The organism is Candidatus Rhodobacter oscarellae, assembly GCF_001078595.1.
GTDB classification, from domain to species: Bacteria; Pseudomonadota; Alphaproteobacteria; order Rhodobacterales; family Rhodobacteraceae; genus Rhodobacter_B; species Rhodobacter_B oscarellae.
This window is the reverse complement of the sequence record NZ_LFTY01000002.1, coordinates 2,753,161-2,779,536: the sequence shown is the minus strand read 5'-3', so window position 1 is coordinate 2,779,536 and position 26,376 is coordinate 2,753,161. Positions and strand designations below refer to the sequence as shown.

Here is a 26,376-nt window from a genome sequence, read left to right as displayed (position 1 = left end):
CATGGCCAGGCAATTGGGCAATTCTGCGTCGCTGCGGGGCAAATGCGGGCCTGAAACCCGCAAATGAACGCAGGGTTTTAGGCGACTTTTAAAGACACGACGTGGCGTTTGAGCTGGATCATGGCGAGCGTGGCCTCGATCGCGGCGTTTTCGGTGTTTTCCAGTTGCAGCAGCATCACCAGATCCTGGGTCTGCTGGATGTGGCCGTCCAAATCGCCGGGCAGCGCCCGGTCCTCTGCGAGCGCCTCCAGCGTGTCCAGATAGTGCTGAATGACGCGATCCTGATGGCCGTCAATGTCAGGTTCGAGCGATTTTAGGGAGGCCACGCGACCGGAGAGCGCTTTCGATATGGCGGCGGTACAAACCTGCTCGGGCGGTGGCGCCTTCACCGGGGCCTCTGTTGTCTGTGTCTTGGGGCGGGCGGGCTCTTGGTGCTTTGCTGCGGCAGGCGCGGTCTGGGTCATATCGACGGGGCGGCGACGCATCTTGAAGTAGCGCTGCAGGAATAAAAGCGCGCCGTCTATGTCGGCCTGGCATCCCGCGTCCACGTAGGAATGCAAGGCCGAGAGCAACCTCTCAAAGTCGTTCGGCTCTAAGAGGTCCGACGTTTGTTCGCCAATCCGGGAGTGCTCGCGCAAAACATTCAACGAGAAGGCCGCGTTGAACCCCAGGCGCTGGAAGGCCGCGAGCGCCTCCTGACTTGGCGCGTCTTCGCCGGGCCTTTGATTGATCACCAGGAACGCGTGCCGCGTGAGCTCTGCTGGGAGGTCCTGCCAGCTGTCGAGCGCCGAGGCCAAGCCGCTGGCGGCAAGCCAGATCACCATGTCAGTTTGGGTCAGCACGTCGGCCCAGCTCTCGGCACTGGACCCGGGTTTGGTGTCCACAAAGACGATGTTGGGTGCGATCCCGGTCGCGGTTTGGATCGCCGAGAAGGTCTGGTAAAGCAGCGTTTTGCCAACGCCGGGATCGCCCGCAAGCGCAACCCGAACCGGAGACGTCAAGCGCTCGATCAACCGCTCCGCCGTGGGGCGCGCGCCCGCAGGCGTAGCCTTTGACTGCAAAAGCTCGGCAAGCTGGTCTACAATCTGTTCAACGCTGGCTCTGGTCATGGATTCGGGGTCCGGCTGACGGCGCGCAGGATGCGTGTGAGTTGTCGCATGGGCTTCTTCGGTTGTGCCTCTGTGGCGCCATTGTCAGCCATCAGTGGCAGTGCGTTGGCGGCGCGAATTTCATTGATGCGCATCTGTTCATCGGCCCGTTCGTCCGAGACCTTCATAAGCGCAAAGCACACATTGTCCTGGTCCGGGCAGTCCGCCATTCGAATCGCGCTAAGCACCTTCTCGGAGGCCTTGGCGCACGTCCTGTCGGCGTTCTCGCGGATCACGCGCGCGATTTCCGAGGGCTTCAGCGAGCAAAGCCCGTCGCTGGCGACGATCAAGGCGTCGCCGTTCTTCAGCGAAAAGGGCGCGTCCGAGCAGTCCACATAGCGAATCTCTTGGCCGTTGATGGCGGAGGTCAGAACGGAGCGGTCGGGGTGGGTCCTGGCCTGCTCGGGCGTCAAGACCCCCTGCTGCGCCAGGTAGTCGATCTGGGGCGCGAGGGAGTGCTCTTCGTTCAGCCGGGTCATCTTGCCGTCCCGCAGCAGGAACACCGGCGAGTCGCCAACCGACAGCCAAAAGAGATCCTTCCCCGTTTGGACCGCGATCACCAGCGTGCAGCCCATGCCCTCGCAGTTTGGGTTCTCGGAGATGTACCGCTTGAGGTAGCCATTCACCTTCTGCGCCGCCGACAAGAGCCGCCCCGGAATGCTCGCGGGGTCCCTGAGCATGAAACGTGTCGTGTATCGGAGTTCGCGAAACACCTCTGTTGTCACCAGGGTGCTTGCGACGTCGCCCGCGTTGTGGCCGCCCATCCCATCGGCAAGTACGACAATGCCCAAGCGGCTTCCGATGGCGAAGTCCGCCAGAACGGCGTCTTCTTGGAATTCTCGCTTGCCCTTGTTGATTGCGACGGCTGCATCGATCTGAAATCTGGCGCGCTCAAACAAGGGGCTACTCGTGGTCTTGGCCGGGTGCCCAGGTGAAACCCTCGCCGCATAGGGCAACGAAGCGCAGCGTTGTCTCTCCAATTCGGATCTCATCACCCGAGGCGAGTTCCTCGGTGCTCAGGACCGGTTTGTTGTTCAGCCGCACGATGTTGGTCTTGCCGCCATGGCCCAGGTAGAAGGCGTTCAATTCTCTGTCATAGGCGACCGCGGCGTGGTTCTCGCGCGAGATCGCCGTGTCACCGAAATCTAGCGATATGGCCTGGTCATGCCCGCGGCCGATCTGCGCGGCCCCCTCCTGCAGAGAAAAGGACGCGCCAGCGCCCGGGCCACCTGTCACCACCAGCCAGCCGACGGGAAATTTCACACCCGCGTTTGACGGCGTGGCCTGCTCTGGGGCCGCGTTGCCGAAGATGTCGCCCTCTCCCGGCGCCGCGGCGCCGAACCCCAAGAGTCGGGTCTTTTGGCGCCCCTGCTCGACCTCGTGCACGTCCGAGACGGCGCGCTCCTTGAGCATCTTCAGGGCTTCCTGCGCCATCATGCGTTTCGCGTCGAAAGCATCCTGCGTGGATTGAGGCTGGGGCGGGTCTTCGGCCGGTGTGGTCAGCACCAGCGGGGGCGGATCTTCAGCCGGAGTGGTCAGCACCAGCGGGGGCGGGTCTGCGCGCGCGTCCTCAAAGGCCGCGTCGGGGTCGTCTGGGCTGTCAAAGACGGGGAACTGATCCGGCGCGGCGCGGTCGTGCTCACCTATCTCAACGGCGGGCATGTCGGCCGCGGGCCCGGTTTCGACCCCCTCAGGGTGCTCGCGCTGCATATCCTCTTTACCAGATGTCGTCCGGGCAATCATCTCACTCAGTAATCGCATTGAACTCCTGCCGCCTCTCGTTCTTGTTGCCTGTTAGTGTTGCTTGGTTTCTGGGGTCCAGGTTGCCAGGTCGACCGGCTTCTCGGGTCGAGGGGGCCGCCCTGGGCGCCGCCGCTTGGGCCGAGACGGATGCGGCTCTTCTGCAGCGTCGCCAGGGTCCTCAAGCTTTGCAGTCATGGCGTCGCGCTTAAGCTTGCGGGCCTTTTCGGCCTTTGCCTTCTCTTCGGCGGCGCGTGCCTCCTCTTGCCGCTTTTGCGCCTGCGCCTCGATCGCTTTAGCGATGGCGGCGTTTGTCTCGCGGGTCAAAGCCTCGATGGTCTCGTCGATCAGGGTGTCCTGTCGCGCCTGCTCGACCAGCGCGGCCTGCCGCAGCGATTCTTCGATCAGCTGCAGCCAGTCCCGCGCGGTCGCCAGCCTGTCGCTTTCGAAGACCTCCAGAGCGCGATGGATCGCCTGTAGGAAGTACCGGTCGTAGGGGCCGGAGCGCGCGGGGATCGGCTCCAGCGGGTCGGGCTTGTTGGCCGCGATCGCCGCCAGCCGAGTTTGGCTGTCGGGCGGCGCCTGGCCAGTGATCACATGATAGAACGTCGCCGCGAGTGAGTAGAGATCGCTGGACGGGCTATGCGCGCCGTTTTGCACGTAGAACTCCTGCGGCGAGTAGCCATCCTTCACCATATGCAGCTCGGTCCCCAGCGCGTCGGCGCGGGCCGCGAGCTCGTGCGCGGCGCCGAAATCGATCAGCACCGCGGTGCCGTTTGGGTCGATCAGGACGTTATCGGGCGAGATGTCCCGGTGCAGGATGTTGCGGTCATGAAGATAGGCCACCGCGTCCAAGAGCTGCCGCAGGACGGCCTGGATATCGTCAGGCGACAGCGCCTCGGGGTCGCTCTCGACGATGTCCAAGAGGTTGCGGCCTGGCACCATGTCCAGCGCCATATAGGCGGTGCCGTTCTCTTCGAACACCTGGTGCACGCCGACGATGTTGGGATGCACCAGGCGCGCCATGCGGCGGGCCTCCATCCCAAAGTCGCGCACAATCGCCTCGAAGGTCGTCTGCAGCTTCCGCGAGCGCGTGCGCACAAGTTTGTCGGAGCGTCTGCAGATCGAGTTGGGGAAGCACTCCTTGATCACCACCCCACGATCCAGGCAGTCGCGCGCCCGGTAGGTGATGCCAAAGCCGCCCGCGCCGAGGAACTGCTCGATCCGGTACTGGCCCTGCAACAGAAGATCGCCCGCGCGGAGGGCGTCCTCTGCGAGGTCTTCCTGAACCAACCGTGGAGAGCGTGCGACGATGTTCATTCCTAAGGCACCCACATTCCGAGCAAAACTTCGTTTCCAAGGGGCGCCCATCGGCGGGCCCCGGTCCCGTTTGATTTTGGTTCGAAATGTGGCGAAACCTCGGCGCCGGTATGCGCATTGATTGGCTTACCTGAGCAAGTTGAGGGAACCGCCGTACGGGTTAGCCGGCGTCGGAAAGCGCTTTATCCCATGCGGCGGTCACCTCGTCCACGTCCTCAATCACCAAGAGTATCTTGATCGCTACGGTGCAGAAGGGCTCATTCCAGAGATGCCGCACCCAAGGATAGCGTCACAGCGGCTTGTTGCGCTGGCGATCAAGGATCGGCTTGGGATTGACGACGGCCATGGAAGGCTGACCGCCTGAGTTTTAACAATTCTAGGGATCTGTTCAGCCCAACAAGCACCAATTGTGGCCTCAATCAGCCCTTGGTTGTTTTCGAGTTCCAAAGCGGACGAAACGCCAATGTCGCCCTTGTCCGCGTCTTGTCAGTCCATCGTGACCGCAGCGAAATGTTGGTTTGGATTTATCCAATTTGAACCCGTATGAATGACTGCAAACGGGAAACGTCACGCACCGCAGAAACCAGCCCGCTGCATCCGCGAACAGATGCTGCATTGACGAAGGGCGAAAATTCAAGGTCGGAAAAGTCCGCAGACTACCAGTTCGCCGTCGTCTTGATTTCGCGTCCGCAGCGAACGGCGGCAATGCGGGCTGCGCCCGCAGCGTCCGAGTGCCTCGGTGAGCGGCTGGTTTGGGCCGTCAACAGCGGCTTCTAATGTTACGGCAATCCATGTGCTGCTCGACCGCATGGCCGCGAAGAGCCCATGTTGACCTTTTGCTGCGACTTCACCAATGTCGTTTTCAGAACCGACTTCAGAAGTACCTTATGGTCAAAAATGATTATCAACAGCGCAGATAGTATCGCGGCATACCACCGTTTTGTTCAAAGGGTGTTAGAGAGTAAGTCAGTTTGGCTTGTTGTTGAAACGGATAGAGACTTGCCCGTCACGTGCGCATCAAATGACGATATGGATACATTCGTTGTACCCGTCTGGTCTGATCGCGCATATGCCGTAAGAGCGCAGCCCAAGTTTGCGTTTAATACTGACGTTGAGGAAGTATCGCTGAAGAACTTTCTAGAGAGAACTATCCCCTTTCTGTCGGAGCAAAATGGACTTACCGGGCCCAACTGGAATGCTGATCTGGCAGGTTTGGAAGTCGATCCGTTAGAGCTCTTGGAGAAACTGCAGTAGTGTAGGACAGCTCAAGGCGAGTAGACAAAAGGCAATTTAAGCCGAACGATGCCCCAAGCCAGAGATTCCATTCACCTTTGCCAAAGTCCGCTTCGTCCGCAGAGCGGCCATCTAAGCAAGCGTAGGGTGGGCAATGTGCCCACCACCCTTAATAGCCGTACCCAAACATCCTCCAGCAAACGTAAGCTGCGCGAACCCACGCCTCCCCCCTCAGATCCCAAACAAACCCCAAACCCACCGCGCGCTGCGTTAATCCACCGGTTTGCCCGACAAGGTGCCATACGCAAGGCCGACGTTTTGCCGACGCTTTGCCGACCGGCGATTCCTCAACAAAATAAGGCGTTAACCCACCGATGAGCGGCCCCACCCCCGGAACCACCGCGCGCAGGGTTAACCCCTCGGAAATGCCCGCCGCGCCGCTGGACCGGCCAGATGTTATGTCCCCCGCAAAAAGGTTCCTGAGTGTCGTCGATAAGGACGCTTTTCGGTCTTTGGGGTCCAGGGCCGAGCCCGATCGAGGCGCCCAAGGCAGACGGCTCGGCGGATATCGTTTCGAAAGCCAAAGACCCCGTTTGTGCGGGCGGCCTCTTTCGCTTCCGATTTGGTCTTTAAGGGACCCGTCGCAATGGCTGTTCTGAGCCCACAGCAGAAGTCTTGGTCCCTCGCTGCGCGCGCTCACAGAACGAAAAATTCAGCATGAGGGAGATCAAGGTACCGCCGCGCAGCAAAAAAACCCAGCCATCCATGCAGGCCGCGGCATACATCGGAGGTCGAATTTGGAGAGCCGCCATCGGGTGGTCCGGGTCAATTGTTAGTGCATGATGGGCCTCTGGTCTATCGGGACGAGGCTTTCTGGCGCGGGCGGTCGGTATCCCAGGGCGCGGTGTGGCCTGATGGTGTTGTAGTGGATGCGCCATTGGTTCGATCAGGATCTGAGCTTCTCTGAGCGAGTAGAAGATTTCGCCATTGAGCAGCTCATCGCGGAACCTGGCATTGAAGCTTTCGCAGTAGCCGTTCTCCCAGGGTGATCCAGGCTCAATATAGGCCGTCTTCGCACCGACCGCTCCGATCCATTCCCTGACCTTCAGGGCGATGAATTCGGGTCCGTTGTCCGACCTGATAAACTCGGGCGGTCCGCGCAAGATGAACAGGTCTGTCAGGGCATCCACGACATCAATGGAATTGAGCTTGCGATCGACACGGATCATGAGAGCCTCCTTGGTGAACTCGTCGATGATGTTGAGTGTGCGATACGCACGCCCGTCATGGGTCCGGTCCTGAACGAAGTCATAGGACCAGACGTGGTTCGGTCGTTCTGGCCGAAGCCGCACACAGGAACCGTCGTTCAGCCAGAGCCGCCCCTTCCTTGTCTGTTTTTGCGGGACCTTCAGCCCCTCACGTCGCCATATCCGTTCAACCCGTTTGTGGTTCACATACCAGCCCGAGTTGTTGAGCAAGCCAGTGACCATGCGATACCCGTACCGCCCAAACTTTCGGGCAAGCTCGATGATATCCTCGGTCAACAGCTCCTCATCGGACCGGCCAGTTGGAACCTTGCGTTGGGTCGAGCGGTGCTGTCCCAATGTGCGGCAGGCGCGGCGCTCGGATACGCCAAGCGTCTGCCGCACATGATCAATGCACCGGCGGCGACGTGAAGGGCTTAGTAGTTTCCCCGTGCGGCCTCAGTCAGGATCAGCTTGTCGAGGGTCAAGTCAGACACTGCCCGCCTAAGATGCTGGTTTTCTTTTTCCAGTTCCTTGAGACGTTTCAATTGCGCCCGGCCCATCCCACCGTACAATTTGCGCCATCGATAATAGGTCTGCTGCGTCGTCCCGACCTGACGAACGGCATCTGCAATCGACATGCCTTGCCCCTGCAACACCTCAATCTGACGCAGCTTCGTTACGATATCTTCCGTTCTTCGGCATTCCTCGAACCAGTGGCGGAACGCCTCGAACTCTCTCGTTTTCCAGCCATTCTCTGGTCCTCCTGAAATCGGGATACTTCTATCCCAGTGGGTGGACCACTTTCAGGGGGCTATTCCAGGATGGGTTTTCAACCGAACCGGGTCCACAGTGACTGCGAAGAGAGGCGTGACCCGGATGAGAGACGAAGACCCCAACAACACGGGAACGAAACCATGAAATGAATTTGACCCAAACGCCCGATTAGAGACGTGGACCTTTGCAGCAACGGCACGGATGTCCGCTTTCATTCGCCTTGTGGCAGCCGCTGGTCATGGCCGGTCTCCAAAATGGAGAAGCCTTGATCAGATCGCTATTGATCGTCACAGACGCGGCGGCCCGCGACCCATGTCGCCTTGAGGTCAGCCGGTGTTGCGCGCATGACTATGGCTTGCAGAAGGTCTTCGTCCGAGAGCGGCACAAGATCCGTGTCCGGTAGATCGACCAGCACCGCATCGAAGTGACGGCCTGCCGCAAATAGCCCAACTGGCAGGTCCAAAACATCGGCGCCGCCCATGGTCGCAAGCCAAAACGCGCCGCGGAAATCGATGCGGCTTTCCGGGACGCCGCGACTGTGCTGTTCTTTGGACGGATCGGTTCCGGTCTCCAGCATGCGCGACGTGGCAACGGCCGCCCGGGCGTTGTCGAGCAGGAACGCGCTCGGCCCGCCGGAGATGTCAGTGCCAAGCCCGACCCGCACCGACTTCTCCAAGGCATGCCGCAGCGGGAACGCCGCATTGGCAAAATAGGTGTTCGACAGGGGGCAATGGGCGATCCCCGCCCCCCGCGCGCGGATCAAATCCATGTCGTCGTCATCGATAAAGCCCGCATGGGCCAAGACCGTGCGCCGGGTCAGCAGGCCAAAGCTGTCGAGAGCAAAGGTATCCGACATCCCGCACCGAGCATGGACAAAGTGGTGCTCCCAATCACTTTCAGAGCAATGGGTCTGGATCGGCGCATTCATTTCGGCGGCCAATTGCCCCAAACCTGCCAGCGCTTCGTCACTGCAGGCGGGAATAAAACGCGGCGTGACCGTGGCCTCGACCAGAGTGTTGTTGGGGATCGCCCGAACAGCGGTGATAAAATCGGCGGTGTCTTTGATGGCCGTTTTTGCATCGGCATCGCGGTAGTATTCGGGGCAGCTTTCAGGGTCATCCATCGCGACCCGCCCGACCAAGGCGCGCTGTCCTAGTTCAACACAGATCTCTGCCAGCCGCAGGCTGGAGGCGGCGTGGATGGTCGCGAAGTAAACCGCGGTCGTCGTCCCGCCCGCCAGCAGGCGGCGGACCATCGCACCATAGACTTCCGTCGCAAAATCTAGGTCCGCGTAACGTGCCTCCAGCGGAAAGGTGTACCGCAAGAGCCAGTCTTCCAGCGGCACATCAAGCGCCATGCCAAGTTGCGGGAACTGCGGCGCGTGGATGTGAAGATCCACCAGCCCAGGGATCAAGACCCCTTGCCCGCGCAGGTCGATCGTATCAGGGGTCGTTTTGGCCGCGCTGTATTGCGCGACAGAGGTAATCATCCCGTCGCCATCGACAGAAACGAGCGCATCGGGGATGCGCTCGATCTGGCCCCTTTCGGGGCTGTGCAAAAGGTCGGCCCGATACTGGGACACGATGTCAGGCAAAGCTATTGTGGAATGCGGGTTTCCACGCCCGCCACCAGCCAGTTGATGCCGGACATTGACGCATCGTCGATGACCTCTCCCGCCGCGAGGCGCTCCGTGCCGTCTTGATCCATGATCGGACCCGTCAGCGGATGGAACTCACCAGCACGCATCGCGGCCTCAGCACTCTCGATCATCGTCATGGTCTCGGCAGAGATCGACGAAGACCAGCTTTTGACATCGACGGTGTCATCGACATAACCGCCCCAGAACGCTTCGCCTTGGAACGTGCCATCCATGGTCGCCTGCGCGCTTGCGACGAAATAGTTTGACCAATCCGCAATCTGCGAGGCCAGCAGCCAATTGGGCGCGTATTCCTTCATGTCCGAGGAGGTGTTGATGACCCAAACGCCTTCTTCCTCGGCCACGGTCACAACGGACGGCGTGTCTTGGTACAGCGAATAGACCACGTCCGCGTCCTGTGCGATCAGCGCACGCGCACTCTCCTGAGCCTTGGGCGGATCGAACCAAGAGTTCAGCCAGACGACCTTGACGGTCACATCAGGCTTCACAGCCTGCAGGCCAAGCGTGAAGCCGTTGATCATGCCCACGACCTCCGGGATCGCAAAGGCGGCGACGATACCAACGGTGTTGGATTCCGTCACATCCGCAGCCGCCATTCCCACTAGGTAAGAGGTCTCGTAGTTGCGGCTTTGGAAGTTGCTGAAATTGTCGGCCAGCTGGTAACCCGAGGCATGGATAAACGTCAGATCAGGGCGTCTTTCGGCCAAGGAAATGCCGTCGTTCATATAGCCAAACGAGCCCAGCATGATCATGTCGGCCCCTTGCGCGGCCATCTGGTTGATGATGCGCGCCGCATCCGGGCCTTCGGGGACGTTCTCGACAAAGAAGGTCTCAACCTTATCGCCAAAGGCCTCTTCGATGGCCAGGCGGCCGGCATTCAGCTCAGCCGACCAACCGACATCCGCGATCGGTGACGGGTAGACGAAACCGATCTTCATCGGGTCGTCGGCCGCCGCAGGCAAAGCGAGCGTCGCAGCCGCCGCCAAGCTTAGGAGTATCTTTCTTCTTTGCATTTGGGTCCTCATTTAAGGCTGTTGTATTTAGGAGATTTTTAGCACCGCACCGAGACTGGCAGGGCTGTTTAGGCGAATGAAAGCGAGATTTCGGGAAATCACCGCAAGCATGATGATCGTTACGACATAGGGCAGGACGGACATCGCTTGGCTTGGGATGTTCCAACCAAAGGCTTGGATCGACAGCTCTAGCAGCGACATCGACCCAAAGAGATACGCTCCAAAGGCCACACGCGGCACAATCCATGTGCCAAACACCGTCAGCGCCACAACGATCCAACCGCGACCGGCGATCATCCCTTCGGCCCAAAGCGGCGTATAGGCGGTGGACATATAGGCGCCGCCAATGCCTGCCATCGCGCCACCAAAGCCGACGCAGCCCGCGCGGATCAGGCGGACCTTCAGCCCAAGCGCATGGGCGTTCTCGGGGCTTTCGCCGATGGCACGGATCACCAGCCCAAGCTTGGTTCTTGTCAGCACATACCAGGTGGCAAAGATCAGAGCGATCGACAGATAGACCATGATGTCTTGCTGAAAAAACATCTCGCCGATGACGGGGATATCCGACAGGGGTCCTAGATTAAGCTCGGGAAGCCCCGCGACGGTGCGACCCTCGTAGCTCTTGCCAATCGCCGACGACAGGCCAAGGCCAAGGATGCCAATTGCCAGCCCCGACGCGGTTTGATCGGCGCGAAACACCAGCGTCAGAACCGCATGGACCAGCGACAGCAGGCAGCCCAAGACCGCCGCGGCCACGAAGCCGACCGTGTAGGACCCCGACAGCGACACGGCGACAAAGCCCATCGCGGCCCCCGTCGCCATCATCCCTTCGATGCCAAGGTTCAGCACACCAGATTTCTCAGCGACAAGCTCGCCCATTGCGGCAAAGATCAATGCCGTTGCCGCGGCCAAGGTGCCACTCACTATGAAGACCAAAACATCCATCAGTCAGCCGGAGCCTCCTGTTTCAGAGCATCCGGTTTGATCCAACGGATGCGCGACGTCAGCAGGAAGGAACACGCCAGATAGAAGGTCAGGAGCATACCTTGGAAGATGCCGGTGACGGCATTGGGCACTCCCAATGACAACAGCGCGAAATCGCCGCCGACATAGACCAACGCCATCAAGGCGGATGCAAAGATGATCCCTATTGGATGCAGCCCGCCCAGCACCGCAACAATGATGCCCGCATAGCCGTAACCGGGTGAGATATTGCGCTGCAACATGCCCAACGGCCCCGAGACCTCCCCCACGCCCGCCATGCCTGCCGCCCCACCAGAGATCAGCAAGGCCAACCAGATGGCCTTCTTTGAGGAATAGCCAGCATAGGTGGCCGCCGCGGGGGCAATGCCGCCCACAGACATTTTGTAGCTGACAAGGGATCGCTGCACGAAGATCACCGCGATCAGCGAGGCCACCAGCCCGATGAAGAGCGAGGCATTCACGCGGGTGCCCTCAATCAAGATTGGGAATTTCGCCGCCGCGTCGAACCGGATCGACTGCGGGAAATTGAACCCCGACGGGTCACGCATGGGCCCCGCGACAAGGTAGTACAGCAGCTGCAGCGCCACGCTGGTCAGCATGAAGGTGACAAGGATCTCGTTAGCATTGAACTGCGCGCGCAGTAACGCCGCAATCCCGGCCCAGACCATCCCGCCCATCATCCCGGCGATGATCATAGCGGGCAGCAAGAGCGGCGACGTGGTCCCTTGGAACTGGATCGCAAGCGCCGTGGCGGCAATCGCGCCCACGATCAACTGCCCCTCCGCCCCGATATTCCAGATCTGCGCGCGAAACCCGATGGCCAGCCCCTGCGCGATCAACAGCAGCGGCGCCATTTTAAGCAGGATTTCCCCAACCCCATAGCTGGTTCGCAGCGGGTCAATGAATATCGCATCAAGGCCCTTAAGCGGCGGGACCCCGTAGATCATAAACAGCACCGATCCGCCCAGACAGGTGAGAAGGACTGCCAAAAGACTGACCTGGATCGGGGCCCAGACGGTTCTTTCGGGACGGGATTCGATCACCAGCCTAGACATGCGCGGCTTCCCTCAAAACCAAGGCGTCGAAATCGCCGGCCATCGCCAGGCCCACATCATCAATCGAGGCCGTTTGCGCCTGAACAGGCGGCGACAATTGGCCCCGGAACATCACTTGAATGGTGTCGCAGATCTCAAAGATCTCTTCGATCTCCTCGGACACGATCAAGATCGCGGCCCCTTCGTCGCGCAGATCGATCAGTTTTTGGCGGATGGCGGCGGCCGCGCCGACATCAACGCCCCATGTGGGCTGCGACGCGATGAGCACCTTGGGACGCAACGCCAGCTCGCGTCCGACGATGAATTTTTGCAGGTTCCCGCCCGACAGGCTCTGGGCCGTGGCATCCGGCCCGCCGCAGCGCACGTCCATCGCCTCAATGGTGCCCTGCGCCAAGGCGCGCCGCTTGCCCAGTTTGACCATGCCCCAGTTCACAAGCCCGGCGTGATGGGTGGTCAAACCAGTGTTCTCAGACAGGGTATGAATGGGCACCGCACCGCGCCCAAGCCGCTCTTCGGGCACAAAATGCAGCCCCTTGGTCCGGCGCTGGTCCGGCGTATCAGCGCCCAGTTCTGCGCCCTCCAGCACAATCGTTCCGGCGTCTTGCGATCCTTGAACGATCTCGCCCGCCAGCGCACGGGTCAGCGCGTCCTGCCCATTGCCTGACACACCTGCGATCCCGGTGATCTGTCCGCTGCGCAGAGTTAGCGAGATATCTTTCAGCGCCGGTGCAAACGGGTCTAGCGGCGTATGGTTTAACCCGGCGACTTCGAGGACGGCGTGCCCGTCACCGCGCTCGGCACTGTGGCTTGGGGCCGCGATTTCTCGCCCGATCATAAGCCGCGTCAGGCTCCGGGCGTCTTCAACCTTGGCATCCACCACGCCGACAACGCGCCCGCCGCGCATAACGGTCGCCGTGTCACACAGAGCCTTGATCTCATCAAGCTTGTGGGAAATGAAGATGATCCCGATCCCCTCGCTGGCCAGGCGGCGCAGGGTTTCGAACAATTTGGCGATGCCTTGGGGCGGGAGAACCGAGGTCGGCTCATCCATGATGATAAGCTTGGGTTCCTGCAAAATGCAGCGCAGGATTTCGATCCGTTGGCGCTCGCCCACGGTCATGGCCTGCACGCGGCTGTCAGGCTCCACATCCAGCCCGAACTGCGCAGACGCCGCGCGAATGCGCGTTGACAAGTCGGCGATCGTGCCGGGCACGGCAAGGGATATGTTCTCGGCGGCGGTCAGGGTTTCAAACAAGGAAAAATGCTGGAAGACCATGCCAATGCCAAGGTCGCGCGCCTTCAGCGGCGACTGGATGTCCACCTGTTCGCCACGCCATTCCACAGTCCCGGCATCAGGGCGCACCGAGCCATAGATGATCTTCATCAGGGTCGATTTTCCGGCACCGTTTTCGCCCAGAACCGCATGGATCTCGCCGGGCATCACATCGAGGTCGACGGCATCATTGGCCAATACAGCCGGGTAGGCCTTGGTCACGCCGCGCAGGCGCAAGAGGGGCGTCTCAACCATCGCTCTCGGCCTCGCGCAATTCGTGCAGCGGATGAATGCCGGGCATGGTCACGAAACCAGGCAGGCTGCGCACGGCATAAAGCCAATTGCGAATTGCGGGATATCCGTCATGTTCGAACCCCGCATCGGGGCTGAGCGCCACATACGGAAAACAGGCGATATCCGCGATGGTCGGCCCGTCGCCAACAAGCCAAGTTTGCCCGGCAAACACGCGGTCCGTCAAAAGCACCTCCAGTTCATCAAGGTCTTTGCGCGCCGCGCCACGCACGGTCTCGATATCCGTGGGCCAATCAAGCATGGCGTTCAAACGGGCGGCGCCGACACTCGCTGTAAGGCGCGCCGAAAACCCCAGCCATTGCAGAACTTGCGCATGCAGGCCCGCATCCGAGACCGGATACCACATGCCGCTGCGATCGAAGCTTGCCGCAAGCCATCCCAGCATCGATTGCGTCTCGGACAGAATCAGTTCTCCCGCCACAAGCACGGGTAATGTCCCCGAAGGGTTCAGCGCGCGCATCGCCTCTCCGCGATGCTCAAGCCCCGGATAAAAATCCACGGGCACCGTGTCATAGGCGACGTTCAGCAAACCCGCCATCAGGCGGATCTTGTAGCAATTGCCCGAAAGCACGTAGTCATACAGGGTAAACTGGCTCATGCGTCCTCGGTCAACGCGCCGTAGAACGCGCCTTTGGATTTCAGCCACCGACGGTACGCGATTGAGGTCAAATCCGCCCGCGTCGGTATCTCCATTTTCGGATCAAGTGGCAGTTTCACGGGGCGCTGGTTTTCCAAGATAGAGCGGTCTTGCAAGAAGATTTCCTGCTGGAACTGAACCAACCCGGCAAAAGCCGACACGTCATCATAGAGCGCCATCCAAGGCCAGACGTCGCATTCCGTCTCCGTCCGAGGCTGGACGAAAATCGCGATGACATCCATCGCTTCGGGCTTGGGCGGGCAGGTCTTGTACAGCACGGCGGTGGTGGGCGCGGCCACGCGGTACAAGTATTGCGTATCGCCTCCGGCTTCGGCGCTCTTGGCGGCTTGGGGTTGGTAAAAGCTGATCTTGGTCGCCCAAACCTCATCCACGTCATCGCGGATTTCGGCCTTATAGGGGGCCACTTCCGTATGCGGCTCGCTGCCCAAAATGCCGGTATGCACAAACGGAAAATGCGCGATATCGAGAAAGTTCTCCACCGCCCGCAAAGGCGAGCATTTCACGCGGACAACGCCGCAAGGCACCAGCCGCCTGCCGGGCTCGTCCGCTTCGGGAATATCAAACAAAGGGCGCGGAGCGTCGCCCAGAGATGTCCAGACATGACCGTATCTGAATTGCGCGGGATAGGCGGACCCTTCGGCATCAATCACCCGTAGGTCATCCGTTGTGCCCGACACAGTCACCTCTTGGTCGAGCAGCATCGTGCGGCGCGGTCCGCGGGCCAAAACTTGTGCATCGGCTACCGCGTACCAATCGTTCAGGGCATAGGCGCGGCTCATGCGGCCACCTTCTCTTCCTGGGCCGACCGTCGCACAGCCTCGCACCAACGCGACAGGGCGGCGCAGCCTTCCGGCGTCGCATCCGCGTCAGCGAGCGCTGTGATCTGAAGACGTCCCTGGTCCAACGGGTTCTCCAATAAGAAGACTTGCCGCGCGCCCAATTGGTAAAGCCCCTGTTCAAGTTGCTCAGGGAAAGCCCCCTCAAAGGCCACCGTCCGGCATGCACGGGCCAGGCTTTCGGAATGGGATACAACATGGAAGCTGCGCAAAGGCTGGCTGGCCATCGGAACCGGCGCAGGCTCTGCCGCGCCTTGCGTATTCACCCAAATGACCCCGTCCGCTATGGCCACAGAAAACACCGTTGCCTTGATCGTTTTGGGGGGATCTAGTTCAGGATGGGCGGGGATATACCGGCACACGCCAGTGCCGCCGTAGTGCCAGCCATGATAAAGACAGGCCAGATCGTTGCCCCGCACGAACCCGTGACTGAGCGCCATGCCGCGATGTGGACAGCGGTTGTCCCACGCCGAGATATCGCCATTGCTGGCGCGCCAGACCACAAGGTCTTGACCATTTACCTGTGCCCGCATCACCCGTTTCGGGTCCAGGTCACGTATTAAACCCACCGGTGCCGTTAGCATTGTCGTCCCGTCCACTTCCTTCTCATGCTTACTATTTTTGAGGCGAAGAAAAGAGACGCGATGCGAGAAACAGACCCGCCCCAAGGCATCTGCTCAAAATCCATGCGATCGGTCAACAAATGAGCAAAACGCAGGCGCTACCCAAGCACTTCGAAGCCCGTCAGCCGCGGGTTGGGCGCCATAGAGCGCACCTCGATTCTTTCGACATTTGCGTCCATCGGGCCAAGGCTGCAGGCCATTTCCATGGCATCAATCATGGGCTGCGGGCCCTGCACATGGATGTACATATCCGTATTGCCTTGCGCCTTCACCGATCCAGCCAGATCCAACAGCCGAGCGCGGTGGCATATCCAGCCGACAAAGCTCTCCGGTGCAAACACGCCGCCCAACCAGATTTGCACCGCGGTCACAGCCGCATCCGCGAGCGCATTCGAACGGCGCAGGTGTCTTAGGTCATCCGCCTGATTCACAGAATTCCCCTAACTGCTCAGAGGCGCGCCGAGGCCGAATTTGTCCACCAAAGCCCGCCGATACGCCACTGACATCCGGTCTGCTGGAATATGCACCTCGTCCATGATCCCCAACGGGAGGTCTTCGGGGTGCTGGTTTTCCACCAATGGCTTGTCCTCATTGTTGATCATCATGCTTTCTTTGATCAAGAACGCCTCGTCCGGGGCGCCAGTCGTATCCGTGGCCACCTGAAAGATCTTCGTCTCATGGGCGGATACAGGGCAAACGGTGTCTGCGAAATACTGGACATACCAGCTGTCATTGGGGCGGATGATCAGGATCGTCGAGAACGGAAAAGTGAGCTCATAGGTATAGACCACATGGCGGGTGTCGCCGGGGACGTCGTCGGGAAAGCGGTTGAACCCTTCGTCGTAGCCAAGGTCAAACGTCAGCCCGTGGCCGGTCTCATGAACATCATAGGGCGGGATGCGGTCGTTTTCGTCGCCGCCGAACGTGTTCACATGCACCCAGGGAAAATGCGCAACATCGTTGAAGTTTTCGACATGGCGGCTGGCGGCGGCTGCCCATGTGTCTGGGGGCATGAAGATCTTTTTAAGGCTGTCATCCCCAACCCCAGGCCACTCTGGCAGCGGCCAGGTCGGCGTCGCGGCAAGACAGGTCCAGACAATTCCATAGCGCTCTTCGACCCGCAATGATTGCAGGCGAAGGCGCGGTGATACGCGCGCGTTTTGGTCAGGATTCGACGGGATTTTGGTGCATTGTCCAGAGCCATCAAAATGCAGCCCGTGCATGGGACAAATCAGTATACCATCATCAACCCGTCCAGCGCTTAGGCGCGTCCCGCGATGGGGGCATAGATCCCGCGCGGCAGAGACGCCGTCCTTTGTTCGCCAAATGACCAAGTCGACATCCAAAAGCCGCGCTGCAACGGGGGCGTCCGTGATGTCATGGGCAAAGGCGACCGGATGCCAAAAGCCAGACAGGATGCGCCAGTCATTCGGGGCAAAAGTGCAATTTTTCGGCAGATCGTTGTCGTGTTGCGCATGATCAACTGGCAGAAACATCCGGTATAAGTCCTCGTCGATCCGTCAGGCATCTCTGGCCGAAACATCTGCGCCATAGCCGCGCCTGTTTCCATTAAGAAGAGACCACATACTCATCAGTGACAAGAGACCCAAGCAAGATTTTCGGCGCGCTCGATGGCGCAGCACCCTGCTGCTGTCTGACGCGCCAATCCCATACGCCCGAAACAAAGGGTTTCGAACCGCAAAAACCACCTTACCCTTCAAGGTCTTAGGCGATCTCGACGACTATGTTGAGCAAGTGGCGGAGACGAAGGGATTCGAACCCTCGAGACGATTCCTCGCCTACTCCCTTAGCAGGGGAGCGCCTTCGACCACTCGGCCACGTCTCCACCGGCGGTTCTAGGGCCAAGAGGGCGCGGGTACAATGGGAAAATGCGTGCGGTTGGTGGTCTTTGGCTTCTTATCGCAACGCGCCCTAGGCGGCCTCGCGGTCCAGCTGCAGCGCGGCGGCGATTTTCTGCCCCACATCGATCAGCTGGCGCCCGATTTCGGCGCGGCGCGGCTCGGTGAATCGGCGCACCGGCCCCGTGGCGCCTACGCTGAAGGGCGCGCCCACCGGGCCCACGCGGATGGGCGCCGCGACGGAGGACACGCCCAGCTCGATCTCTTGTACGCATTCGGCGTAGCCGCAGCTCTGGATCGCCAGGAACTCCCGGGCGATCGCGGCGGGGTCCGTCTTGGTGTGCTCGGTATAGTCGCGCATCGGCCCGTCCACGATGCTCTGCCGGAACGCCTCGTCCGCGAAGGCCGCGATGGCCTTGGAGCAGCTGCAGGCATGCATGGGCCGAACGCCCAGCCCGGGATGCATGTAGGAGCGCGCCGGGTCCGCGGGCAGCTCCACCCGGATGATCTCCACCCCGGCCTCGCGGAAGCGCGCCAAGAACACCGCCTCGCCGAGGTCCCGCGCCGCCTGCCGCATCGCGGGCTCTGCCAAGCGGGACACGTCCTGATCCGACTGCCCCATCAGCGCGATGCGCGTCAGCCGCGCGCCAACCAGGTAGCCGCCCTCCACCGCGTCCAGCAGCCGGTGCTCGGTCAGGCTTTGCAGCAGCCGATACGCCGTGGGGCGGGGCAGGCCGGTGGCCTTATAGATCGCGGCCGCGGCAACGGGGCGCCCCGCGGAGGCGACGGTTTCGAGGATGTGGGCGAGGCGGTCCAGGTGCATATGTCTCAAAATACGGACAGTTGTTTCGAAAGGCAAGACGCACTAGGATCGCCGCAGGACGAATCGCGGGAGGACACGGAATGGAATGCTGCGGCCCCGGCTATGCCAGCCCGGCGGAGGCGATGCAGGCCCCGCGCGAGAAGCTGCTTTACACCATCGCCATCTATACCGGCACCGGCATCCAGAAGCCCGACTATCTGGTGACCATCGACGCCGACCCCGACAGCCCGACCTATTCCCAAGTGATCTCGCGGCTGGAGATGCCGGGCATCGGCGACGAGCTGCACCATATGGGCTGGAACGCCTGCTCGTCCTGCCATGACGATTCCAGCATGTCCCGGCGCTACCTTCTGGTGCCCGGCGTGCGCAGCTCGAACATCCATGTCGTCGACACGATCGACCCGCGCAACCCGGTGCTGCACAAGGTGATCGAGGGGACCGAGATCAAGGCCAAGACCAACCTCTCCGCACCGCACACCGTGCACTGCCTGGGCTCCGAGATCATCATCTCGATGCTCGGCGACGCCAAGGGCGAGGCGCCGGGCGGCTACCTGCATCTGAACAAGGATTTCGAGATCGTCGGCCGCTGGGAGAGCTCCATGGGCGACATCAAGTTCGGCTATGACTTCTGGTACCAGCCGCGCCACAACGTGATGGTCTCGTCCGAATGGGCCGCGCCGAACACCTTCATGCCGGGCTTCGACCTAGAGGAGGTCGGGCACCTGAAATACGGGCGCGAGATCCATTTCTGGGACTTCGAGAAGAAGGAGCCCAAGCAGACCTTCTATCTCGGCGAGGACGGGCTGGTGCCGCTAGAGGTGCGCTTTCACCACGAACCGGCCTCCAGCCACGGCTTCGTCGGCGCCGCGCTGAGCGCCAACATCATCCATTGGTGGAAGGACGGTGCGGGGGAATGGCAGTGGGAGAAGATCATCGATGTGGAGAACGAGCCGCATCCCGAGTGGCCGATCCCCGTGCCCGGCGTGATCTCGGTGATCCTGCTGTCGATGGACGACCGGTTCCTTTACTTCTGCAACTGGCTGCATGGCGACATAAGGCAGTATGACATCAGCGACCCGCATAACCCGGTGCTGACGGGGCAGGTCTGGATGGGCGGGCTCTTGGGCCGCGCCCCCGAGGTCAACGGCTGCAAGGTCACCGGCGGGCCGCAGATGATCCAGATGAGCCTGGACGGCAAGCGGCTCTATGTGACGACCTCGCTGTTCTCGACCTGGGACAACCAGTTCTACCCCGAGATCCGCACCAATGGCGGCGTGATGCTGATGGTGGATTGCGACACCGAGAATGGAGGCATGAAGATCAACGAGGATTTCGTGGTGGATTTCGGCAAGGAGCCGAACGGGCCCAGCCGCTGCCACGAGACGCGCTATCCGGGCGGGGATTGCACGTCGGATATCTGGCTGTGAGGCGCCGCGGGGAAGATGGGGTAGAACCCCATCCTACGCCCAACATGACGGGGGATCCGCGATGAGCACGGTCACCATAACGCTCGCGAACCGCGACTACGCCCAATACAAGGTCGAGGCGCGCCGCCCGCTGCTGGACACCCTGCGCGAGCAGGGCGTGGACCTGCCCTATGGCTGCAAATACGGCGGCTGCATCACCTGCGCGGCCAAGCTGACCGAGGGCGAGGTGGACCAGCGCCGTCAGGTCGCGCTGAACAACCGCCAGCTGGGCAACGGCTATGTGATCCTCTGCGTGGCCCGGCCGGTGACCGACTGCACCTTCGAGATTGGCGTGGAGAGCCACGACAAGCTCTACCGCAACCCCTGGCTGGACCCGCTGGAGCCGCATGAACTCAAGGCGGACATCGCCGCACCACGCCGAGGTAATTGATGGTAGATGTCAGCGATCAATTCTTGTTCACTCCGATTGGATTTCTGGCCCTTATCATTTTGGCGCCCGCGATTTGGGTGACCAAGCGGATTATCCTTGGCGCCCTAAACCTGTCCTTTGTAGAGCAAACACGCGCGTTGCGGATCGCTGGGGTATTCTGGGCAGCCGCGGTCCTTGTGGCGCTGTGGTTTATCTTTGAACTTATCGTCATGGCCTTTGGCTTTATCGCGGGCGGCGTGGGCGGGATCATACTTGCGGCATTGTTCTGTCTGATCGTCGCGACACGCGCTTATTTCTCTTGCATGACCCCGCGCATGACCGGGCTCTGGCTACGCAAGTTTCATGTCGAGCCGGACAGCGATTTTCGCCTATCGCGCATGTTTGAACGCCTATCAATCAGCGATGTCCGAATGATGACCCTGGCCGATAGCCGCGTTGAAACCTCGACCCTGTCGAAACGCCAATCCATCTATAAGCTTTTGCTTGAGGTGGTGATGTACTTCCTTTTCCCGGCACTGATGTCGATCGTGATTTTTCTGATTTGGTTCAACGTCGCAATCAACAACTCTGAACTTTTCGCCCGAAATGAGTCTATCCCCGACTGGTTCACGTCGATGACGCTGCTATACATCCTTGGAGGGATCCTGGCAGTTTACACGATCATCGGTATCTTCGAACTGGTCCGCAACGTTCTACGCATCCGTGTGGTCGGGGCAGGACGGGTGAAACTTAAGGGGCAGCGGATCTTTGACTATCTTGAACGGGAGCGGCGCAAGGCCCTTGCCGGAGCGCAGTCGGAGTACTTGTCGGGTATGCGCATCCTGCGGGTCCTTACCGCTGAATGGCAACAAGTCATAGCGCGGTCGATCCAATCCGTGGACATAATTTTTTTGATATCACCGAGCTTACGGACAACATGGCCTGGAAACTAGGAACGGTCCATACGAGTGGGGCGCTGGGTAAAACAGTATTTCTGTCCCAAAACGCCGGCGACATTGACGCCGTCATCCAGCGCCTTGGACTGGCGACTGACACCGCGCTGAACCATCTTGTCTATGGTGATCTTAAAGACGCCGAAAAAGGCGAAAAGCTACTCCGAAAAACGCTTCGCCGTGCCGCGCTTATGCTCGGCGCAGGCGGCGCCAACACCTAGGGACCCAAGCATGCCAGACGCAGACATCGACCACCGATATGACTACGCGCCGGAGTATCTATCGGGGATACTTAATTCGGTCAAAACCATCGCCATGGTCGGCGCCAGCCCCGACAAGACCAAGTTCAGTTACGGCGTGCTGCGGGTGCTGCACGAGACGGGCTATGATATGGTGCCGATCAACCCGCGCCCGGACGTGACCGAGATCCGCGGTCTGAAGGTGTTCAATTCGCTGGCCGAGGTCGACCGGCCCATCGACATGGTGCAGGTCTTCCGGCGGCGCGAGGATTTCTACGGCGTGGCCGAGGAGGCCGTCGCCGTGGGCGCCAAGGTGCTTTGGGGGCAGATCGGGGTCTATGATGACGCCGCGGCGAGGATGGCCGAGGAGGCGGGCTTGCAGGTGGTGATGGACCGCTGCCCGAAGATCGAGCTCTTCCGGCCGTTCTGGAAGCCGCGATTGGACCTGGCGATCTGATACGGGCGCTGCCATTCTCTGCTGCGTCGGCCTAAGGTTGCGGCAGCGGCGGCGCGGCTGGCCGCTCGGCGCGCCGCTTGCGAGACCGAAACCAATAGGAAAGGGCCCAAAGAAGATGCCACAGAACATCACCAAATCCGCCAAGGCAATCGTCAAAGAAGCCCTAAGCGCGGTGCCCAGCATCTCGACCGAGGACGCGCTGGGGCTTGTCGGCGCGGACAGCCATGTCTTCGTGGACCTGCGCAACCCCGATGAGCAGGAAAAGACCGGGCGCATCCCCGGCGCGGTGGCCAGCTCGCGCGGGATGATGGAGTTTCATCTCGACCCAGAGAGCCCGGCCCACAAGCCTCAGTTCAACCAGGACAAGACCTATGTCTTCTACTGCGCCAGCGGCGGGCGCTCGGCGCTGGCCGCCAAAGTGGCGATGGAGATGGGGCTGAACCCGGTGGTCAATCTGACTGGCGGGATTGGAGCCTGGAAAAAAGCGGACGGGCCGCTAGAGTAGCGCCAGGCGCGGCGCGACTTAAGGAGGAGTGCGATGCCAGACTATCCGGTGGATATGGAGATGCGGCCCGAGGTCGAGGGCTTCTTTGATCCGGCCAGCAACACGATCAGCTATATCGTGAAGGACCCAGGCAGCGATGCCTGCGCGATCATCGATAGCGTGCTGGACATCGACTATGCGGCGGGGCGGATCACCTATGACAGCGCGGATGCGCTGATTGATGCGGTCACGTCGCGCGGGTTGTCCCTGGAATGGATCATCGAGACCCATGTGCATGCCGATCACCTCTCGGCGGCGCCCTATATCCAGGACAAGCTGGGCGGCAAGATCGGCACCGGGGCGCGGATCATGGAGGTGCAGGAGACCTTCGGCAAGATCTTCAACGAGGGCACAGAGTTCCAGCGGGATGGCTCGCAGTTCGACGCGCTGTTTGAGGATGGCGACCGCTACGAGATCGGTGGCATGAGCGCCTTTGCCATATCAACGCCCGGGCACACGCCGGCCTGCATGGTGCATGTGATCGGGGATGCCGCCTTTGCGGGGGACACGTTGTTCATGCCCGATGGCGGCTCGGCGCGCGCGGATTTCCCGGGCGGGGACGCGGGCGAGCTTTACGACAGCATCCAAAAGGTGCTGGCGCTGCCCGAGGCGATGCGGCTCTTTATCTGCCACGACTACGGCCCCGGCGGGCGCGCGATCGCGTGGGAGACCAACATTGGCGCGCAGCGCGAGGCCAACATCCATGTTGGCGGCGGCAAGACCCGCGAGGAGTTCATCAAGTTCCGCACCGAGCGCGATGCGCAGCTTGCCATGCCCAAGCTGATCATCCCCTCGCTGCAGGTGAATATGCGCGCGGGCGAGATCCCAACGGACGAGACCGGCAATCCGGTGCTGAAAGTTCCAGTGAACGGATTGTGACTTGGCGCGGCGCAAAATTCTTGGAAGAATTTTGACCAAATCCTTGCAAGGATTTGGCGGCGCTCGCCGATGAGGGACCGTGCGTTGAGGGCGGTCACATTGTGTTGAGGCCACCGAGATCAACGCTTGACGCCTTGCGGGACCAAAACTTTTTTGAAAAGTTTTGTCCAAATCCTTGCAAGGATTTGCCACCGAAAGCCGCACTGTCATGATCAAACCAGACCGGGACCTTCTAACCTCAAGCCATTGGGGCACCTACCGCGTGGAGGTCCAAGACGGGCGCGTCACCGGAATGCGCCCGTTCGAGCGTGATCCTGATCCCTCGCCTATCGGGCCCGCATTGGTGGATCTCTTGGACGATCCCATGCGCATCAAGGCCCCGATGGTGCGCAAAAGCTGGCTGGAGGGCGGGCCAGGCACCGCGGGGCACATGCGCGGGCAAGAGGCCTTTGTGCAGGTCACCTGGGAGGAGGCGAACAGGCTGGTCGCCGACGAGCTGCAGCGGGTGCGCCGCGAGCATGGCAACCAGGCGATATATGCCGGCTCCTACGGCTGGGCCAGCGCCGGGCGCTTCCACCACGCCCAGTCCCAACTTAAGCGCTTTCTGAATTGCATCGGCGGCTACACCTCCAGCAGGTTCACCTATTCCTTCGCCGCCGCCGAGACGATTGTGCCGCGCATCCTTGGCACGTTTCGCGGGTTTCTTAACAATCAGACGAGCTGGGAGAGCATCGCCACCGATTGCGACCTGCTGGTCGCCTTCGGGGGCATCCCGCTGAAGAACGGGCAGATCAGCCAGGGCGGGCTCGGCGCGCATATCCAGCGCGACGGCGTGTTGCGCGCCAAGGCGGCGGGCGTGGAGTTCGTGAACATCTCGCCGCTGCGCTCGGATATCGACGCGGCCATTGGGGCCGAGTGGCTGGCCCCGCGCCCCTGCACGGACGTGGCGTTGATCCTGGCGCTTTGCCACACGCTGCTGGTCGAAGACCTCTGCGACGACGAATTTCTGGCGCGCTACACCGTTGGCATGGAACAATTCTCTGCCTACCTGCTTGGGTGCTCTGACGGGGTGGAGAAGACCCCGCAATGGGCCGCCGCCATCACCGAAATCCCCGCCGAGACCATCCTTGAGCTGGCCCGCCGCATGGCGCAGAGCCGCACCATGGTCTCTGTCGCCTGGGCGCTCACCCGCCAGCAGCATGGCGAGCAGCCCTTCTGGGCCGTGATCGCGCTGGCCTCGATGCTGGGGCAGATCGGGCGGCCCGGAACGGGTTTTGCGTTCGGCTACTCGGCGATGAACAACACCGGGCTCAACCGGCAGCAGGTCAACTACGCCTCGCTGCCGCAGGGCAAGAACCCGGTGGCAGAGTTCATCCCCGTGGCGCGGGTGACCGAGATGCTGGAGCGCCCGGGAGACGCGTTCGACTTCGACGGCACGCGCTACACCTATCCCGACATAAGGGTGGTCTGGTGGGCCGGGGGCAATCCGTTCCATCACCACCAGGATCTGAACCGCTTCCGCCGCGCCTGGGCCAAGCCGGACACGGTCATCGCCAACGACTGGTGCTGGAACAGCCTGACCAAGCATGCCGACATCGTGCTGCCCTGCACCACGACGCTGGAGCGCGCCGACCTGGCGCTGACGCCCAAGGACCGCCACCAGGTGGTGATGGACAAGGCGATGGAGCCGGTCGGGCAGGCGCGCGACGACCACGAGATCTTTCGGGGGATCGCCGCGCGTCTGGGCGCGGAGGAGGCCTTCACCGAAGGCCGCTCGCCCGAGGAATGGCTGCGCTGGATCTACACCGTCTCGCGGCAGCGGGCCGCGGCCGAGGGCGTGGAGATGCCCGATTGGGACCAGTTCCAGCGCGACGGCTGGATGGAGGTGCCCGCGCCGCCCAAGCTCACAGTGATGATGGAGGCGTTCATCGCCGATCCAGACGCGCACCCCTTGGCCACGCCCAGCGGCAGGATCGAGATATTCTCGGAGACCATCGCTGGGTTCGGCTATGACGACTGCCCGGGGCATCCGGCCTGGATGGCGCCTGCGGAATGGTTGGGGGCGGCGGCACCGGACGAGCTGCACCTGATGTCGAACCAGCCGCACAACAAGCTGCACGGGCAGATGGACCACGGTCGGGTCAGCCAGGCGGACCGGCCAGACGGGCTCGAGCCGGCGCTGATGAACCCCCGCGACGCGCGGACGCGCGATCTGTCCGAGGGGCAGCCTATCCGGCTCCACAACGCGCGCGGGGCGTGCCTGGCGACGCTGCGCCTGTCGGAAGCGATCCGCCCCGGCGTGGTGCAGGTGGCGACAGGCGCTTGGTGGGACCCGGACCCGGATGGGGACCTGTGCCGACACGGCAACCCCAACGCCTTAACCCCCGACCAGGGGACCTCGAAATTGGCGCAGGGCCCCGCGGCGCATAGCTGTCTGGTCCGGGTGGAGGCCTTTGAGGGCCGGCTGCCCGAAAGGCGGGCGCATCAGCCGCCCGAGATCGTGCCGCGCGGGTGATGCCTTTGGTTGGATGGCGGGCTTGGGTTTGACGTGGAATTTGAGCAAGACGCGCACCGCTCTGACAACGCTTGCCGACACCAGATACAACGGGACTCATTTGGAGCGACCGCCCAGCTTGCCTGGGCTGCGGCCATTCGGTCATTCGCTCGAACCGGTGGCGCTGAATGACCTCATTCCCCCAGGAGGCCGCAATTGCAACCGCGCATACATTTGCAACGTTGCGATTTCCAGAGATGTCGTTGTCGGTTGATCTGATGCGCAGGCGACCTCCAGGTCGGCCGCAGCCCGGGTGATGCCTTTAGTTGCATAGCCGCCTTTGGCCCGAAGCGGGCATTGGTGCGCTGCAATTTTCTTGCAAGAAAATTGTGAAACTCTTCCAAGAGTTTCTTCAGCGC

The 26,376-nt window shown here is 61.4% G+C and carries 24 protein-coding genes, 1 tRNA gene and 2 pseudogenes; 9 read left to right on the top strand and 18 right to left on the bottom strand.

Features of this window, described 5'->3' with window-relative positions:
* Nucleotides 1–77 precede the first annotated feature (77 nt).
* From AIOL_RS18010 to AIOL_RS17995, 4 genes are read right to left on the bottom strand one after another with little or no spacing between them, the layout of a single operon-like run.
* Nucleotides 78–1,109, bottom strand: coding sequence for a GTPase domain-containing protein (locus AIOL_RS18010; RefSeq protein ID WP_049644255.1), 1,032 nt, complete (start codon nucleotides 1,107–1,109; stop codon nucleotides 78–80).
* Complete coding sequence (locus AIOL_RS18005; protein ID WP_049644254.1) at nucleotides 1,106–2,047, bottom strand: PP2C family protein-serine/threonine phosphatase; 942 nt, start codon at nucleotides 2,045–2,047, stop codon at nucleotides 1,106–1,108. The genes AIOL_RS18010 and AIOL_RS18005 overlap by 4 nt, the downstream gene beginning before the upstream one ends.
* A 4-nt stretch (nucleotides 2,048–2,051) precedes the next feature.
* The gene (locus AIOL_RS25195; RefSeq protein ID WP_235439081.1) at nucleotides 2,052–2,909 is read right to left on the bottom strand and encodes an FHA domain-containing protein; all 858 of its coding nucleotides are present in this window, start codon (nucleotides 2,907–2,909) and stop codon (nucleotides 2,052–2,054) included.
* Nucleotides 2,910–2,942: 33 nt separating this feature from the next.
* Nucleotides 2,943–4,208 (bottom strand): serine/threonine-protein kinase, encoded by a 1,266-nt coding sequence (locus AIOL_RS17995; RefSeq protein WP_053101306.1) that lies wholly within the window; start codon nucleotides 4,206–4,208, stop codon nucleotides 2,943–2,945.
* Between the two features lie 897 nt (nucleotides 4,209–5,105).
* Here AIOL_RS17995 and AIOL_RS17990 point away from each other — a divergent pair.
* Nucleotides 5,106–5,462 (top strand): DUF2750 domain-containing protein, encoded by a 357-nt coding sequence (locus tag AIOL_RS17990; RefSeq protein ID WP_235439079.1) that lies wholly within the window; start codon nucleotides 5,106–5,108, stop codon nucleotides 5,460–5,462.
* A gap of 811 nt (nucleotides 5,463–6,273) precedes the next feature.
* On the opposite strand, the pseudogene AIOL_RS17985 reads toward AIOL_RS17990, so the two are convergent.
* The 14 genes and pseudogenes from AIOL_RS17985 to AIOL_RS17920 all read right to left on the bottom strand — a co-directional run bounded on the left by AIOL_RS17985 (nucleotide 6,274) and on the right by AIOL_RS17920 (nucleotide 18,555).
* Nucleotides 6,274–7,371 (bottom strand): annotated as a pseudogene (locus tag AIOL_RS17985) (IS3 family transposase).
* A gap of 368 nt (nucleotides 7,372–7,739) precedes the next feature.
* Nucleotides 7,740–9,044, bottom strand: a complete 1,305-nt coding sequence (guaD, locus tag AIOL_RS17975; RefSeq protein ID WP_235439077.1) for a guanine deaminase — start codon at nucleotides 9,042–9,044, stop codon at nucleotides 7,740–7,742.
* A gap of 14 nt (nucleotides 9,045–9,058) precedes the next feature.
* Complete coding sequence (locus AIOL_RS17970; RefSeq protein WP_160314520.1) at nucleotides 9,059–10,132, bottom strand: BMP family ABC transporter substrate-binding protein; 1,074 nt, start codon at nucleotides 10,130–10,132, stop codon at nucleotides 9,059–9,061.
* A gap of 27 nt (nucleotides 10,133–10,159) precedes the next feature.
* Complete coding sequence (locus tag AIOL_RS17965; RefSeq protein WP_235439075.1) at nucleotides 10,160–11,056, bottom strand: ABC transporter permease; 897 nt, start codon at nucleotides 11,054–11,056, stop codon at nucleotides 10,160–10,162.
* Nucleotides 11,057–11,076: 20 nt separating this feature from the next.
* Nucleotides 11,077–12,171: an ABC transporter permease gene (locus tag AIOL_RS17960; protein WP_082152661.1), complete on the bottom strand. Its 1,095-nt coding sequence runs from the start codon at nucleotides 12,169–12,171 to the stop codon at nucleotides 11,077–11,079.
* Entirely contained in the window at nucleotides 12,164–13,699 is a 1,536-nt protein-coding gene (locus AIOL_RS17955) for an ABC transporter ATP-binding protein (protein ID WP_049644249.1), read from the bottom strand. The genes AIOL_RS17960 and AIOL_RS17955 overlap by 8 nt, the downstream gene beginning before the upstream one ends.
* The gene (locus AIOL_RS17950; RefSeq protein WP_049644248.1) at nucleotides 13,692–14,354 is read right to left on the bottom strand and encodes a glutathione S-transferase family protein; all 663 of its coding nucleotides are present in this window, start codon (nucleotides 14,352–14,354) and stop codon (nucleotides 13,692–13,694) included. The genes AIOL_RS17955 and AIOL_RS17950 overlap by 8 nt, the downstream gene beginning before the upstream one ends.
* Entirely contained in the window at nucleotides 14,351–15,193 is an 843-nt protein-coding gene (locus AIOL_RS17945; protein WP_049644247.1) for an aromatic ring-hydroxylating oxygenase subunit alpha, read from the bottom strand. Before AIOL_RS17945 ends, AIOL_RS17950 begins: the two co-directional genes overlap by 4 nt.
* Nucleotides 15,190–15,834, bottom strand: coding sequence for a Rieske 2Fe-2S domain-containing protein (locus AIOL_RS24005; RefSeq protein WP_152912585.1), 645 nt, complete (start codon nucleotides 15,832–15,834; stop codon nucleotides 15,190–15,192). Before AIOL_RS24005 ends, AIOL_RS17945 begins: the two co-directional genes overlap by 4 nt.
* A 137-nt stretch (nucleotides 15,835–15,971) precedes the next feature.
* Nucleotides 15,972–16,304 (bottom strand): acylphosphatase, encoded by a 333-nt coding sequence (locus AIOL_RS17935; RefSeq protein ID WP_049644246.1) that lies wholly within the window; start codon nucleotides 16,302–16,304, stop codon nucleotides 15,972–15,974.
* A 9-nt stretch (nucleotides 16,305–16,313) separates the two neighbouring features.
* Nucleotides 16,314–16,886, bottom strand: a complete 573-nt coding sequence (locus AIOL_RS26005) for a hypothetical protein (RefSeq protein WP_235439074.1) — start codon at nucleotides 16,884–16,886, stop codon at nucleotides 16,314–16,316.
* Nucleotides 16,887–17,048: 162 nt separating this feature from the next.
* Nucleotides 17,049–17,369, bottom strand: a pseudogene (locus AIOL_RS26350) (Rieske 2Fe-2S domain-containing protein); the annotation flags it as partial.
* A gap of 260 nt (nucleotides 17,370–17,629) precedes the next feature.
* Nucleotides 17,630–17,719: transfer RNA gene (locus AIOL_RS17925), tRNA-Ser, on the bottom strand.
* Nucleotides 17,720–17,805: 86 nt separating this feature from the next.
* On the bottom strand, nucleotides 17,806–18,555 hold the full coding sequence (locus tag AIOL_RS17920) for an IclR family transcriptional regulator (RefSeq protein WP_049644244.1): 750 nt from the start codon (nucleotides 18,553–18,555) through the stop codon (nucleotides 17,806–17,808).
* Between the two features lie 80 nt (nucleotides 18,556–18,635).
* Between AIOL_RS17920 and AIOL_RS17915 the strand changes: the two genes are divergently transcribed.
* The 8 genes from AIOL_RS17915 to AIOL_RS17880 all read left to right on the top strand — a co-directional run bounded on the left by AIOL_RS17915 (nucleotide 18,636) and on the right by AIOL_RS17880 (nucleotide 25,978).
* Complete coding sequence (locus AIOL_RS17915) at nucleotides 18,636–19,982, top strand: selenium-binding family protein (protein WP_049644243.1); 1,347 nt, start codon at nucleotides 18,636–18,638, stop codon at nucleotides 19,980–19,982.
* 61 nt (nucleotides 19,983–20,043) lie between these two features.
* A complete protein-coding gene (locus AIOL_RS17910; RefSeq protein WP_049644242.1) occupies nucleotides 20,044–20,412 on the top strand; it encodes a 2Fe-2S iron-sulfur cluster-binding protein in 369 nt (122 codons plus the stop codon).
* Nucleotides 20,412–21,344, top strand: coding sequence for a hypothetical protein (locus AIOL_RS17905; protein ID WP_049644241.1), 933 nt, complete (start codon nucleotides 20,412–20,414; stop codon nucleotides 21,342–21,344). The genes AIOL_RS17910 and AIOL_RS17905 overlap by 1 nt, the downstream gene beginning before the upstream one ends.
* A complete protein-coding gene (locus tag AIOL_RS17900) occupies nucleotides 21,329–21,565 on the top strand; it encodes a hypothetical protein (protein WP_049644240.1) in 237 nt (78 codons plus the stop codon). Before AIOL_RS17905 ends, AIOL_RS17900 begins: the two co-directional genes overlap by 16 nt.
* Before the next feature lie 10 nt (nucleotides 21,566–21,575).
* Nucleotides 21,576–22,040, top strand: coding sequence for a CoA-binding protein (locus AIOL_RS17895; protein WP_049644239.1), 465 nt, complete (start codon nucleotides 21,576–21,578; stop codon nucleotides 22,038–22,040).
* Between the two features lie 115 nt (nucleotides 22,041–22,155).
* On the top strand, nucleotides 22,156–22,545 hold the full coding sequence (locus tag AIOL_RS17890; RefSeq protein WP_049644238.1) for a rhodanese-like domain-containing protein: 390 nt from the start codon (nucleotides 22,156–22,158) through the stop codon (nucleotides 22,543–22,545).
* Between the two features lie 33 nt (nucleotides 22,546–22,578).
* On the top strand, nucleotides 22,579–23,463 hold the full coding sequence (locus AIOL_RS17885; protein WP_049644237.1) for an MBL fold metallo-hydrolase: 885 nt from the start codon (nucleotides 22,579–22,581) through the stop codon (nucleotides 23,461–23,463).
* Nucleotides 23,464–23,671: 208 nt separating this feature from the next.
* On the top strand, nucleotides 23,672–25,978 hold the full coding sequence (locus AIOL_RS17880; RefSeq protein WP_049644236.1) for a molybdopterin-dependent oxidoreductase: 2,307 nt from the start codon (nucleotides 23,672–23,674) through the stop codon (nucleotides 25,976–25,978).
* Nucleotides 25,979–26,376: the final 398 nt, after the last annotated feature.

Coding starts and splice junctions, on each gene's coding strand:
- AIOL_RS18010 (WP_049644255.1), bottom strand. CDS start 1,109: ATGACCAGAGCCAGCGTTGAACAGATTGTAGACCAGCTTGCCGAGCTT.
- AIOL_RS25195 (WP_235439081.1), bottom strand. CDS start 2,909: ATGCGATTACTGAGTGAGATGATTGCCCGGACGACATCTGGTAAAGAG.
- AIOL_RS17995 (WP_053101306.1), bottom strand. CDS start 4,208: ATGAACATCGTCGCACGCTCTCCACGGTTGGTTCAGGAAGACCTCGCA.
- AIOL_RS17990 (WP_235439079.1), top strand. CDS start 5,106: ATGATTATCAACAGCGCAGATAGTATCGCGGCATACCACCGTTTTGTT.
- AIOL_RS17970 (WP_160314520.1), bottom strand. CDS start 10,132: ATGCAAAGAAGAAAGATACTCCTAAGCTTGGCGGCGGCTGCGACGCTC.
- AIOL_RS17960 (WP_082152661.1), bottom strand. CDS start 12,171: ATGTCTAGGCTGGTGATCGAATCCCGTCCCGAAAGAACCGTCTGGGCC.
- AIOL_RS17955 (WP_049644249.1), bottom strand. CDS start 13,699: ATGGTTGAGACGCCCCTCTTGCGCCTGCGCGGCGTGACCAAGGCCTAC.
- AIOL_RS17950 (WP_049644248.1), bottom strand. CDS start 14,354: ATGAGCCAGTTTACCCTGTATGACTACGTGCTTTCGGGCAATTGCTAC.
- AIOL_RS17945 (WP_049644247.1), bottom strand. CDS start 15,193: ATGAGCCGCGCCTATGCCCTGAACGATTGGTACGCGGTAGCCGATGCA.
- AIOL_RS24005 (WP_152912585.1), bottom strand. CDS start 15,834: ATGCTAACGGCACCGGTGGGTTTAATACGTGACCTGGACCCGAAACGG.
- AIOL_RS26005 (WP_235439074.1), bottom strand. CDS start 16,886: ATGCCCCCAGACACATGGGCAGCCGCCGCCAGCCGCCATGTCGAAAAC.
- AIOL_RS17920 (WP_049644244.1), bottom strand. CDS start 18,555: ATGCACCTGGACCGCCTCGCCCACATCCTCGAAACCGTCGCCTCCGCG.
- AIOL_RS17915 (WP_049644243.1), top strand. CDS start 18,636: ATGGAATGCTGCGGCCCCGGCTATGCCAGCCCGGCGGAGGCGATGCAG.
- AIOL_RS17910 (WP_049644242.1), top strand. CDS start 20,044: ATGAGCACGGTCACCATAACGCTCGCGAACCGCGACTACGCCCAATAC.
- AIOL_RS17905 (WP_049644241.1), top strand. CDS start 20,412: ATGGTAGATGTCAGCGATCAATTCTTGTTCACTCCGATTGGATTTCTG.
- AIOL_RS17900 (WP_049644240.1), top strand. CDS start 21,329: ATGGCCTGGAAACTAGGAACGGTCCATACGAGTGGGGCGCTGGGTAAA.
- AIOL_RS17895 (WP_049644239.1), top strand. CDS start 21,576: ATGCCAGACGCAGACATCGACCACCGATATGACTACGCGCCGGAGTAT.
- AIOL_RS17890 (WP_049644238.1), top strand. CDS start 22,156: ATGCCACAGAACATCACCAAATCCGCCAAGGCAATCGTCAAAGAAGCC.
- AIOL_RS17885 (WP_049644237.1), top strand. CDS start 22,579: ATGCCAGACTATCCGGTGGATATGGAGATGCGGCCCGAGGTCGAGGGC.
- AIOL_RS17880 (WP_049644236.1), top strand. CDS start 23,672: ATGATCAAACCAGACCGGGACCTTCTAACCTCAAGCCATTGGGGCACC.